The 13,901-nt window shown below is 44.0% G+C and carries 7 protein-coding genes; 5 read left to right on the plus strand and 2 right to left on the minus strand.

What is annotated here, in order from left to right:
* Window positions 1-225 precede the first annotated feature (225 nt).
* Entirely contained in the window at window positions 226-1,566 is a 1,341-nt protein-coding gene (locus tag FHW36_RS08060; RefSeq protein ID WP_222429005.1) for a glycoside hydrolase, read from the minus strand.
* 743 nt (window positions 1,567-2,309) lie between these two features.
* Here FHW36_RS08060 and FHW36_RS08065 point away from each other — a divergent pair.
* The 5 genes from FHW36_RS08065 to FHW36_RS08085 all read left to right on the plus strand — a co-directional run bounded on the left by FHW36_RS08065 (window position 2,310) and on the right by FHW36_RS08085 (window position 11,828).
* On the plus strand, window positions 2,310-2,888 hold the full coding sequence (locus FHW36_RS08065; protein WP_145665139.1) for an RNA polymerase sigma factor: 579 nt from the start codon (window positions 2,310-2,312) through the stop codon (window positions 2,886-2,888).
* 54 nt (window positions 2,889-2,942) lie between these two features.
* On the plus strand, window positions 2,943-4,139 hold the full coding sequence (locus FHW36_RS08070) for a FecR family protein (RefSeq protein ID WP_145665143.1): 1,197 nt from the start codon (window positions 2,943-2,945) through the stop codon (window positions 4,137-4,139).
* 286 nt (window positions 4,140-4,425) lie between these two features.
* Window positions 4,426-7,848 carry a TonB-dependent receptor gene (locus tag FHW36_RS08075; RefSeq protein ID WP_186452338.1) on the plus strand — a complete coding sequence of 1,141 codons (3,423 nt, stop codon included), beginning with the start codon at window positions 4,426-4,428 and terminating at the stop codon, window positions 7,846-7,848.
* A 19-nt stretch (window positions 7,849-7,867) separates the two neighbouring features.
* Complete coding sequence (locus FHW36_RS08080; protein ID WP_145665149.1) at window positions 7,868-9,706, plus strand: RagB/SusD family nutrient uptake outer membrane protein; 1,839 nt, start codon at window positions 7,868-7,870, stop codon at window positions 9,704-9,706.
* A gap of 103 nt (window positions 9,707-9,809) precedes the next feature.
* Window positions 9,810-11,828: a glycoside hydrolase domain-containing protein gene (locus FHW36_RS08085; protein WP_145665152.1), complete on the plus strand. Its 2,019-nt coding sequence runs from the start codon at window positions 9,810-9,812 to the stop codon at window positions 11,826-11,828.
* Window positions 11,829-11,864: 36 nt separating this feature from the next.
* Here FHW36_RS08085 and FHW36_RS08090 read toward each other — a convergent pair whose 3' ends face one another.
* Window positions 11,865-13,706, minus strand: coding sequence for a TlpA family protein disulfide reductase (locus FHW36_RS08090; RefSeq protein WP_145665155.1), 1,842 nt, complete (start codon window positions 13,704-13,706; stop codon window positions 11,865-11,867).
* Window positions 13,707-13,901: the final 195 nt, after the last annotated feature.

Below are 13,901 nucleotides of genomic sequence, written 5' to 3' on the forward strand. Positions count from 1 at the left end.
CCGGTTTAAGAGAGGTATACCAGACAAATTTTAACAATACTAATGTAGATCACCTATTATGGCTATTGAATGACATGGGTCAATAAGTAGTATGATTTATATCAGGAGTATATTTAGTTTTTCGAATGGAATTGATTTTCAATATTATATCGAAGTGTTTTGGAGAAGCGCTGAGATTTTCTGTCAGAATAGTAACAGCTGCAAATCGATGCCCGGCATATAGCATCAGGCATTATGATCTGTACTCAATGCCTGGTTGCCTGTCTCCCGATAAACAGTTACAAATACTTTTCGGCTTCTTTGAATTAATATTATGTACATCACTAATACGAAAGCGGCATAAGCGTATTGCGTTGTTGACACCCCCACTCCATAGGGGAACCAAATGCCCGGAATAATATGCAGCTTAGCGAATTCCTGTGAGAAGAGACCTATTGACACCAATAGTACCGCCAATAAGACTAACCATTCTCTCCGCTGCTGACAAAGAATTCCCCGGTAGATAATAAATAGCATTAAAGGAACAAATAATAGGCGTGTATAGTCCGCCATTTTTTGAAAAAGGGTATCATCAATGGACCCTGATATCCATGGAAGCCCCAGCAGTTGCGTTCCCATATAGATCAAAGTAAGGATAGCCATCATGGGAGGTATCCATTTTGGTTGACGTAGTTCATACCATTCCCACCAGGCCATCAGCCAACTTCCCAGTATCAACGGTCGCAGAAGAACAGTTGTCAGGATATCGTATTGATGCGTGCTTTCTATTTGTAGCCAGAAGTAGATAGCTTGATTGGCACGTACTAGTGCCAGCAGGACTAACGCCAAAATAAACCATTTGCAGGATCGGGGTGGTTGTTGGTTCCCAAACAGCAAAAACAGGGATATGCCCAGCAGCATAAATATTACAGGCTCCACTATCTCTACAATATAGCCTTTAATGGTTTGTTCCCATTGGAACCTGTATTTTGATTCGATGCTACTTTTTTCTCCAAGCTCCGGTGCAATGTGAATGCCCCCCACATCGGGCGCCTGCCCCAGGGTAGCAGCACTCATCCATACCCGGAAGGCGATGGTAATATTGCTGTGTGCTTTTACACTTTCCGGCAACAGGAACATGCGGGGTTGTATACTGTAGGTTATGGGAAATTTACCGGAGAAATCTCCTGCATTGCCTGATAATGCTCCATTAAAAAATAATTGATAGGCATCATCAATAGCGGGTGGCCCAGCTAACGCGATGTTGTTTCTTTCGGCGTTATCCAATGACACTTTCATGCGGTACCAGGCATAACCTGAATAGGTGGGATACCCCCTGGCAGTCCATCCCGGTACATAGCCGGAGAGACCAACATCTCCGTCATGCGCTCCCGCAGGTGCAGTAAGATCGATGCTTTCCCAATCCGAATCATTAAAATCAGATTGTGCCCACTGTTGATGGTCTCCCGTTTTAAATTTCCATGGACCATTCAGTGTTATAATAGATTTTCCTGCAACGGCGCTATTTATCGGGAATTTCAGGAACATCATCGTAAGCAGCATCAAAGACAGCGTAATAATTGCCATTACATATAACGTAACAAGAGTTTTTGTCTTTTGCTGTAAGGTCATATTATTGAAAGTAGGAGCCTGATAATATTAGCGCTGGTTGTCTAATATACGAAAAAAACAAAGTGTTGACAACTATCCCACCTCTTAGTCACCGCCACCTTGCAAGCTTTATTCAACGCTAGAATCGTTGTAGAAAGGGCAACGCTTCGGGTGTGCCGTTCTATTGAGTAGAGACCATGACAGGTCCTTATTATCCGGTATAATGAAAAAAGCCACACCTTTTTGGGAGGTGACTTTTATTTGCGGACCGGACGAAGGAGATTGACAGCGTAGAACTTATAACGATTATCGAACTTAGACATTTTTTATCCGCTGCTGGCAGGTATTTCGGTTCATCCGGAAAGTTAAGAAATGATCAATTTTTAATATCCTGGTAATGTAGCAAGCACTTGTTTTTATATTTGCATATCCCGGTAATACAGCAAGCGTTTAATAGCAATTAGTGACTGTTTGTTGAGTTTATTTTCTGTGTATACCTGGAGCAAAACTATTATCGAACAGTAATTGCGACAGGATAATATTATAGAATGTGAACTTTATATCAGGGTTTTGATTACTGGTTACTTTTGATTTATACAATAACAGAGGAATACAATTATTGTTTTGAGTAATAGTTGGACACTTGTAAACATAATAACAAAGGGTGATAAAATTCTTTTTATTTCCAATGCAAGGCAGTAGTATAATATGTTTTTGATTTGAGAGAACTTGGTTTAAATAGTGAACAGGAATTATTACAGCTTGTTGCTGAGGGATGTACCGTGGCGTATAAGCAATTATTTCAGGAATACTGGGAGCAAGTATATGGCGCTGGGCTTTACCTCACTAAATCTCCCGAATCTGCGAAAGATCTGGCACAGGAAATATTTCTCAAATTATGGGATAATCGTTCCGCTTTGCCTGAAATAAGGAACTTAAGCAAGTACCTGTTTGTAATCACAAAAAACCTTTTTCATGATCAGCTCAGGAAGAAGATTTTCCAGGAGTCAAATAAGGAATTCCTGGTGGATTATTTTTCATTGAAGGAAAATACGCCACACGAACAACTGGAAAAAAAAGAGGTGGGTAACGCACTTGCAGAAGCTATTAGTAGCCTTCCTCCGCAATTGAGAGAAGTATTTGTGTTAAAGCGCCTCGATGGGCTCAGCCACCAGGAAATCAGCGTAAAGCTGAATATAAGCCCCATATCTACTAAAACTTACCTTACCCGGGCGCTTATATTAATCAGGAAACATTTTGACAAGCCATCCCGGGAATTGTTTCCGAATCAGCACTAATTTTTTTTGGAATCGATGTATTCTTTTTGACAACTCATACGTCTATAGTGTGGTATGACGAATAACGATGACATGCTGTTACAGCAACTGTTTAAAAAATACCTGGATGAAACGATCACCAGGGAAGAATTGCTGCAATTGCACGCCTTGATGAATGCGGACTATGATGCCGGCCAGCTAGACTCCCTGCTGGAAGAAACCCTTATCAACCCCCGCTATGCGGTGAAAGCGGGTGAAAAAGACCAGCAGGATTCCTGGGAGATGATTTTCTCAAAGATCAGTCACTCAGATGAGGGTGCCGTGAGGGGAAAGACAGTGCGCTTATACCACGGGAAGTGGATAGGGTGGGCGGCGTCTTTTCTGTTGCTGGCAGGTGCCGCAACGTTTTGGTTTACCGTACACCATCATTCACAACATGCCCGGTTGGCAACCGCTGCACCAATGGCGGTTACCGACGCCCGGGGAAAAACAGGCGCCATATTAATATTGTCTGACGGCAGCAAAATAGGGCTCGACAGTTCCAGGAACGGCGACCTGGGCGTGCAGGGAGGGGTGTCATTGCGGAAAGACAACCGGGAACTGAGCTATGAAAAAACAACCGCTGGTAGTAATGAAATGGTATACAACACGGTGATGACGCCTATGGGCAAACAGTTCCAGCTCGTGTTATCAGATGGCACCAGAGTATGGTTAAATGCAGGAAGTTCTATCAGGTTTCCTACTGCTTTTATTGGCAGCAGGCGCAATGTGGCGGTTACCGGAGAAGTATATTTTGAAGTAAGCAGGAATGAGCATATGCCTTTTGTAGCCCGGGTTAATCAATCGGAAATTGTTGTACTGGGCACCAGCTTCAATGTGATGGCGTATAACGATGAAAGTAATATCAGCACTACGCTTGTTGACGGAGCGGTAAAAGTTGTTAATGGTGCGCAGGAACTATTGCTGAAGCCCGGAGAGCAAGGTAATATAGCCCGGAAAACAGGCCGTTTATCAATGCAGTCAATTGATGCCGACCAGGTTATTGCCTGGACAAGAGGGCGTTTGGCAATAGGCGCTGGGGATTTCCAGGTGTTAATGCGACAGGTAGCCCGCTGGTATGATGTTGATGTGGTGTACCAGGGCAAAGTGCCGGATATATCTATCAGGGGTATTCTGCAACGGGATGTGCCGCTATCAACAGTTCTGGAGTTCCTTGGAGAGAACGGCATACATTATAAAATCGAAAATAGAACGATTACAATCTTGCCATAAACAGCCGGTTGTAAACCCCATTGGGCCATCATTTTAATAAGGATAGTATTGATAACCAAAATATGTTAGTATGAAATTATAGTATCTCTATTGCATTGCTGAGACCAAAAAAAAGGTCCTGACAGCCATCAGGACCCTGAAAGTTTTTGGCTTATCCGGCGCACAACTTTTGCACAAAATTGATAACTGAACCAATTAAACCAAACTTCACAAAAGTATGGATCTATCATTACTTTGCCAAAAAGCTAAAAGAAAAGAGCTACGGTGTCCTAAATTATTTCTTGTCATGAAACTGACTGCTGTTTTGATGTTGTTTGCCCTGTTGCAACTACATGCCGTTGGCTTTTCGCAGTCCATTACCATTTCTGCGAAGCGTATTACACTGGAAAAAGCATTCCATCTCATTGAACAACAAACTCCTTATTCCTTTCTATGGAATGGAAAGGTTTTAAACCAATCACAGGTCATTAACCTCCATGTAAAAGAAGCAACATTGGCGCAGGTGATGGACTTATGCCTCAAAGGTTTCAATTTGTCGTACAGACTTAAAAACAACGTGGTGATGATCGAAAAGGCCAGACTCCCGGACCAGACAAACATTACAGGAGAGCGGGAGAAGATCATTGAAGTCAGCGGAACGATATATGATGAGCATGGAATACCGGTTCCCGGCGTTGCTGTGGCAATCAAAGGAACGAGTAGAGGCATCCTGACCGATAATAACGGCCATTTCGTTTTAAAGGCGAAAGAGGGGGATGAAGTCATTGCCACTATGATCGGTTACAAACCTTTCAGTTTTAAAGCGGGAGAAGGTCAGCAATTGAAAATTCAGCTGGTGCCTTCTGTATCAGAGCTGGGAGAAGCCGTGGTAGTTGGATATGGCACGCAACGGAAGGAGAACCTTACAGGAGCAATAGGTATTATTAAAGGAGCTGCCTTGCAGGACCGGCCCACATCGTCTCCCGCTAACCTGCTCCAGGGGTTGATACCAGGTTTAACGGTTGTTACCCAGGGAAGTTATCCCGGAGCCAGTTCTAACATAAAAATCCGCGAGGCTTCTACCTGGGCGGGTTCAACAGATCCCCTGTATGTTATCGATGGCTTTGTTCGCGATGCGGCTACATTTGCGGCACTGAATCCCGCAGATGTTGATAATATCAGCGTTCTCAAAGATGCCGCTTCAGCTGCTATCTATGGAATCAGGGGCGGTAACGGTGTTATCCTCGTAACGACTAAACAGGGAACCGCAGAAAAAACGGTGATCTCCTACAGCGGCTCGTATACTGTTAACACGCGGACGGCAGTTCCGAGACTCATGAATGCGTATGAAAATTACAGTTTCGTTAATGATGCATTGAAGCAGCAAAATGTACCTGCAACTGATCCCAGGATCTATTCGCCTGATGAATTGGAATATTTCAAAACCCATTCCTACAACTGGCTCAAAGATACCTGGATCAATCCCTGGAATACGAGCCATAATTTATCTGTGAGTGGAGGTTCCAAGGTGGCCCGGTATTACATCTCAGGAGGATACTTCCGGCAACAGGGGGCCACTGCCAACAACTTTTATAAATACAACCTCCTGGCTAAAATGGATGGTATGATAACAGCCAGGCTTTCCTACAATCTTACATTGAACGGTGAATGGGACAATGGCTCCCGTCCTTACTGGGCTTATGATGGTGGGGATATGAATTTGGCCAATATGTATAGCCGCCTCTTAATGGTAAATCCGGGCAGGCCCTCCTTTATCAACGGAATGCCGGTAGGAAATATGGATAATACAAATACAGCTAACCTCGCCCTGGGTAATGGTGGGTATACAAAACCAAACAACAGCCGTATCACGCCTTCCTTCCAGTTAAAGTATGATATACCAGGTATTCCTGGCTTGTCGGCGAAAGGAATATTTTCCTATAACAACACAAATTCGTATACCAAATCGTGGCGTCAGGCTCCCTATATTTATTATTTTAAAACGGCAGGCGCGCATTCCCATATCATTACAGACCAGCTGGACTCTTCAATAGCGGGAGGCTACAAGGTACTGGACCAGGCCCAGTCTGCCGGGATAGGCGCTACTACGGGGCTTTCTGAGAGTTACGCTCAAACCTCCAATTACCAGCTGGACCTGATGCTGAACTATGTGCATACTTTCGGCAACCACAATATTTCGATGACCGGCGGTTATGAACAGGCGGCATATAAAGGCCACCATTCAGAGGTGTCGGCTAATAATTTCCCTAACCCCGCATATCAGCAAATGAACGGCGGATCCCAGAACCCGCAGGACTGGGGAATTGGAGGAGATATTTATCAGCCTACTGCTTTTGCCTCGTGGTTGGGAAGGATGGATTATAATTACCGTTCAAAGTACATGCTGGGTATTACTTTCCGTGCAGATGGCTCCTATATTTTTCCTCCAAACAAAAGATGGGGATATTTTCCTGCTGTTTCTGCAGCATGGAATATTGCCAGGGAAGGATTCTTCTCCGGTTGGGCGCATGGTGTGGATTTGCTGAAACTAAGGCTTTCCTATGGTGTTACAGGAACTGATAATACAGGGCCCTGGCAGTGGCAGCAGGCATATAATTTTAAAGCCAACTCCGGCCAGTATATTGGTAACGGCCTCGTGCCTGCTGTGGGTATGGGAGGCTCCGTTAATCCGGATATCACCTGGGAGAAAAATCATAGTTATAACGGGGGGCTTGATATAGGTATGGAAAACAGGCTATTATCGGGCAGTGTGGACGTATGGTATAAAAAAACAACAAATATCCTCGGTACGCGGAATGCTTCTGTTCCTAATACAGTTGGTGCCTCGCTACCCGCGGTTAACTATGGAATTGCCGCTGCGCACGGAATTGAAATATCACTCAACCACGAAAGCCATATCGGGCAGCTCGCCTACCGGCTTGGCGTGAACTGGGCCGCTTCTTCAAATAAGTATATCCAGGTTGACCAGGCTGCAAATGTCAGGGACTATCAGAACAAACTAGGCAATCCTATCAATGGACAAATAACCGGGTTTATCTGTGAAGGTATCATCCGTACACAAGACGATGTAGACAGAATTCTAAAAGAACATGGCAGCGGGTTTACCATTCTCGGTAATAAGCCCAGGCCCGGAATGCTGATGTATAAGGATCTCCGCGGACCGCTTGGCGTTGATACACCCGACGGGAAGATTGATGATAATGATAAAACTACACTGGCTTATAATGGAACGCCCCGCGTTAACTATGGTGTTAATGTTGGCGTAAACTGGAAGGGCTTTGATATTGCCGTTGTCTTTTCCGGGCTTGCCAATTACCAGATTTTGCCCGCTGAGTATTTCTATCGCCGCCCATACCCGGGGAATAATAACATGCTGATGTGGAAAGATGCCTGGACACCGGAAACCGCCAATACGGCAACTATGCCCAGTGCTGCCATGAGCAAGAGCTTCGGCGTTATCAACGCAGATCAACCTTCCGATTTCTGGTTGGTAAACGGCGCTTTCCTGCGTCTTAAATCGCTTGTCGTGAATTATAACCTGCCGGCAAAGTGGTTTAAAAACAGCCAGATCAGGGCGGCAAGAGCATATTTCAGCGGTGAAAATCTGTATCAATGGAAGCATAATAAAGATATAGATCCTGAGATGACCAACTGGCAAATTTATCCGATTCTCAAAAGCTTCACTTTCGGCGTGAACGTGACCATGTAAATACCTAAAACCGTTACTAATGAAACTATTGTCATATAAATTATTCTTGCTGGCATCCTGTATGGCGCTTGCCAGCTCCTGTAAAAAAATATTCGATGTGGAACGCCCCGGGGGAACTATCACCCCGGAAAAGCAATGGAGCTCCCCGGATTTTATCAAAGGGTATGTAAATGGCTTTTATGGCTTTCTGCCTAACTGGAACAGATCAGAAGAAATTTCAGCGGAAGCTTATTCCGGCGGCAGTGGAGGGATCACATCCAGCAACAACTTTTTAACCGGGAAGTATACCAGTTCATCCGGCTATCCTGACCTGGTATGGGATTGGGGAGGCGTTCGTTCGCTGAATACATTCTTTGCCAATATTTCCAGTGTGAAAGCCACTGTAGTGGAATCTGATTTCAAATCTTTAGCCGGACAAGCATACTTTTTCAGGGCATTCCTGTATTACAGGATGGTAAAAATATTGGGCGGAGTACCTATTATCACAGACGTACAAAATCCTTTCGCTGATGTGAATACGCTGATGGTAAAAAGAAATACAACGCTGGAGTGTTTCGATTTTATATCGAAGCAGTTAGACAGCGCCATTCTGAACCTGCCGGTTTCATGGGGCCCCAACGACGTGGGAAGGATTACCAAAGGCGCAGCTATGGCGGTAAAAGGGGAAGTGCTGCTATTGAAGGCAAGCCCGCTTTTCTGTAAAACGCCCAATGCAGGCTACTGGAAAGATGCCTTTGATGCGCTGACTGCCGCCAAAAAAGAACTGGATGCAGATGGTTATGGACTGTATACAGACAATACGGCGAAGCCAAATGAAAATATGTGGTACAATAAAGCCCAGGCTGCAAAAGAAATGGTGCTGTATGTCCGCTTCCACTATCCGGAAAGGACAAATGGCTTTGTGGCCGGACAACGCCCGAATTCGATATCTTCCGGCGCCGCCGGTGCATGTGACCCCACATGGGAGTTTGTGAAGGAATACCCGATGAATACCGGGCTTGACATTACAGACCCCGCTTCCGGCTATGATTCTACCGTATTCTGGAAAAACAGGGACCCAAGGTTTTACCAGGCCATTGTTTACAATGGGGCGCGCTACGATTTTGCAGACTATTCTCCAAGAGTACAATGGTTGCTGACCGGTATTGCAGGTGCAGATGAATATGGCACTTTAAACCGTACAGGTTTTTATTGCCGGAAGGGAATTGATACCACACTGGGTATTACCACTTTTGGTCATCAGGCTTTCGACTGGCCGATTATCCGGTATGCGGAGGTTTTACTGAACCTTGCTGAATCTGCCAATGAGATAGGTCGTGTTGCCGATGCCAGGGATTACCTCATACAGATACGCCGTCGTGCCAATATTTTGCCCGGAACAGGCAACTATGGATTATCTCCGCTTGTTGGCGCTGACTATAATGCTACATTCAATGCCATTATGAAAGAAAAAGAAATTGAATTTGCATTTGAAGGTAAGCGCTTCTGGGATCTGCGCAGGAGGAGGATGTTATATGTGCTCAACAATATGGGAACACTTCATGGGTACGGACCTTACCTGAACGCGGCAAATGCCTCAACCATGTATGGCATAAACACGTCGCAGCCTGGAAGTGCAATAGGGGCGCAGATTTCAGCGCTTATGCTGAATCAATCTGCCGGCTTTGATCCTGATGCCTTCCTGAAAAATATTACCAGCTATAAATATGAAGCGATTGATAAATCGGCCACCAACCGGATAAGTATTCCCGAAGCCTATTATTTTGGGATGATAGATCCGCAATACATTCAGCAGAATAAAAACCTTCAGCAGAATATTGGTTGGGATAATGGAACATTTAACCCCGTGATACAATAACCGGAATGCGGTAAACAGTACGTAATGGCAGCACCTTAAATGGTGCTGCCTCTTGTTGGTATACACGGTACACAGGCCATGAAATTTTAAGTGATTAATTTATATGAAAAAGTTGAGTTTAATTGTTGGAATACTGCTGATGTGGGTGGGCGGTTGTCAGTACATCTGCGCCCAGGGAGTATCGAGATATGTTAACTTGTTTATAGGTACCAGCGGCGACAATGGGCAGGTAGATCCGGCAGCATGCGTACCCTATGGAATGGTGAGAGTTTGCCCGGATTCCAGGCCGCGAAGCCACAGCGGGTACGATTACGCCGTAACGGCCATATCCGGATTTTCTGTAAACCGGTTGTCGGGTATTGGCTGCGGAGGAAACGGAGGAAACTTTAGTATTAAACCTGCACAGAAAGACACCGGTTTACATATGTTGAAGAAAACAGAAAAGGCCTATCCAGGGTACTATGCGGTTGCATTAAATAATGAAGTAAAAGCAGCGTTTACAGCTACGCACAATATTGCCGTTGAGCGCTTTTGGTATAAAAGAGGTAAGGAGGCTTTTATGACATTGAATGTGGCTTCGTCTTTTACTGGCGTATCGGATGTGCATTACGATATTATATCTGAAAGAGAGATAACAGGGTATGTGAAAACAGGCACCACCTGCGATGCCGGCACTTACAAACTTTATTTTCATCTTTTTACCAACAAACCATTTAAAGTAATTTCCGAAACAAAACAACTAGTGGAGTGCTCCTTTGGCACAGCTGATAAAAGCCCGGTGGAAGTGAGGCTGGCAATATCGCCCATTAGCACTGAAACAGCAAAAATAGAGAATGAAAGACTGCGGCTAATTAGTTTCCGGAAAATAAAATTAAGAGCGGCTGTGCAATGGGAGGATATGCTGCGCCGTATAGCCGTTTCAGGTGGCAACAGGGAAGACCGGGAGTTATTTTATACCTCTTTATACCGCGTATTTTTAAGCCCCGTAAACACCGCATCATACGATGGACAGTTTTTAGCCACTGATGGTACGCTGCAAAAAGCCAGGGATGCTGTTTATTATAGTTCCTGGTCGATGTGGGATACGTATCATACAAAATTCCCGTTGATAACGTTATTGGATGCCGCCAGGATGAAAGATATCTGTTACTCCCTGTCGTTGCTATATTTATATGGAAAGAAGGGATGGGCGACCCCTTTCGAATCAACGCCCACCGTACGAACAGAGCACACCGCTGTGGTATTGCTGGATGCTTACAGGAAGGGGATTGCCGGGGTTGATTTAAAAATTCCATATGAAGGAATGAAAAAAGAAATGGAGGTACTGGAGATGAAAAGACCCGACCAGGTTTTTGAAACCTGTATTGATTTGTGGGCAATGGGTAACATCGCCAGGGAAACTGGAAAAACCGACGACGCGTTGGCTTACGAAACCAGGGCGGCCAGATTATTTAATACAACGTGGAATAAGGAGTTTAAAATCATTGATAGCTCCTTTACGAAAATGCGGAATAATGGTTTGTACCAGGGCACCCGGTGGCAGTATCGTTGGGCATTACCACAGTATCTCGACACGATGGCTGCTTCCGTTGGTGGTAAAAAGGTGTTGGCCGACCAGTTGAATTATTTTTTAACCCATAATTTAAATAACCAGGGGAACGAAGTGGGCATTCATATTCCCTTTATATTTAACAGGCTGGGACGTCCGGATTTATTGCAGCAAGTAGTAACGCAAATGCTTACCAGGGAAACAAAGCATCTTTATGGCGGTAATGCGGAGTATCCAAAGCCCGTAATAAGTAAAATATTTAAAGCCGATCCGGCTGGCTTCCTGCCCGAAATGGATGAAGATGATGGGGCCATGAGTGGTTGGTATGTGTTTGCAGCTATGGGGATTTATCCGCTGGTAGTGGGGGAACCAGTATATGAGATCAGCTCGCCATTATTTGATCACATTAGGGTAATGCTGGCCGATGGCAAATATTTAACTATAAAAACGGTTAACAGGCACACAAAAGATGAAACAATAAAGGAAGCCAGGTTTAATGGGAAAACCATCTCCAACTTCCAACTAAATCATTGCCTGCTGGTGAAAGGGGGGCAGCTTGAATTGTGTTATTAACGGGGGATTGCCCCCCGGCGGTACAGCGTACGATATTCACTTTTGCTGAAGTAAAAAATCCACCCGCTTACTAAATTCCCGGTCTTCTAATCCGTGTTCTCTGAACCGAATCACACCATTTCTATCTATGAATATGGTGGCTGGAATACCATCTACTTTATATTTATCTGCAACAGCGTTATCGTCGTACAGCGCATTAAAAGCATATTTATTTTTTGCGATGAAGTCTTTCATTTTTTGTTCCCTTTCCATTTGCGTATTGCCTGTTTCACTTTTATCCACGGCCAGGATTACCACTTCGGGGTTTGACTTATATTTATCATGCATTTCCTGGAGCTTAGGAAGTGAGGCTATGCAGGGCTGGCACCAGGTTGCCCAAAAATCCAGCACAATTATCTTTCCTTTGAGGTTAGAGAGCTTTGCACTGTTTCCATCGGGATATTTTAGATGAAATTCCGGCGCTGTTTCATTGAGCATCTTATTTGCCAAAGTTTTAACCATGGCGTCTTGCGCCTTTTTCCTAATGGCATCTAATTGCAGATCAATTTCCCGCTGAGGAACATTTAATTTTTGACTGGCAGATTTATACAATTCCGTGATTTTCGGATGCTCGTTGCTGGTAAGAAGACATGCTTCTGATAATATAACAACGTGCTCATATTTTTTTTCCTCGAACAGAAGCTGTAAATAATCTTCATTGGCCGAAACGTTTTGTCCATGAAGAATTTGATAGGAGGAATCAAAAGCCTGTAATGCCTGTGTGTTTTTTCCTTGTTTATGCAGTCCCAATGCATAAATATACTGCGCATTTCCTAAGGTCAGATCCCTATCTACACCGGCATATGCTACCTGGGCGGGAGTAGCATGATTAATCAAATCTATTTCTTTTTCAAGGAGGTGTACGGCTATCGGAAGTTTTTCGCCCTTCTCGATCATGGCTTTGGCAACCAGGGTGTATTTGGTTAATGATTCCGGATCATATTTATCAATAAATTCAACTGCTTTTTCGAAAAACGCCTGGTGCAAACACACATTCACCATTCCTTCAATAAGCATTTCCCTCGCTCCGGCAGGCATATTGGGAAAGTCGGTCAAAATGGCCGGAATTTCAGCAATAGCAAAGGATGGGCTTTCGCTGGTCATTAGTTTTTTCATTCTCTCTCTAAATGCTATTTCCCCTTTTGGGGTCGCCCTCATCAGGCTATCTTTTAACTGGACGATTTGATTTTCCATTTGTAGTCTGTCAAACCAGGGAACGAGGTCTTTAACCAATTCCTTATTTTCTTTATTGGCATTATAAACGTCCAGCAGTTCTTTCTTAGCCATTTCTGTTTTACCGTTTTCCATCATTCGGGACCATTTGTAAGAGAATGCGTCTATGTTACCAGGATAATACTTTAATTCATCTTTAAGATAGTTATCCTCGTCCTCAACGGACTTTTTTACGCTAAAGTCTTTTGTTCCGCCCATACTACATATATAAGCGCGGGCTAAGAACGCATCTTTTACCGGCTGACGGGCTGTATTGTAGAATACAAATCGCCAGGCCTTACCACCATTGTCATCAACATGATCTTTTAGTTTGATCCTTACCAGGAAATGGACTGCCGTGGACGACAGTTTAAATTTTGCCGTCCATTTTTTGCCGGCTTGCACCATTGTAATATTTTGAAGCTGTGGCGCCTCATGCATATTTACAGAAAGTATTTCTGCTGTGACCGGGGTTTCTGGTGTTGAATGAGCGAATCCCGTGGTATATACGATTTCCAGCTCGTCTTGAGGTTTAGGGAATTTGGGGGTTAATTCCAGTTTCCCTGGTTGGGCAAACACCATGTGTTGAATTAGCACCAGTATTGTTATCGCTAATTTTCTTTTCATACAGCTATTAATTAAGTTTTTTATATTGAAAAGTACTTTGTATTACAAAGTAAATGAAAAAGATTGACTAATTTTATACTCATATTTGACAAAAAACAATGCTTTTTTGACATTGTGAACAGATTGGTTTGCTAACAATAAAGGAATGAGCTTTTTTTTCTGAATATTTTAAATGCGTGGATACAATCAATCCCC

The organism is Chitinophaga polysaccharea, assembly GCF_007829335.1.
GTDB lineage: Bacteria > Bacteroidota > Bacteroidia > Chitinophagales > Chitinophagaceae > Chitinophaga > Chitinophaga polysaccharea_B.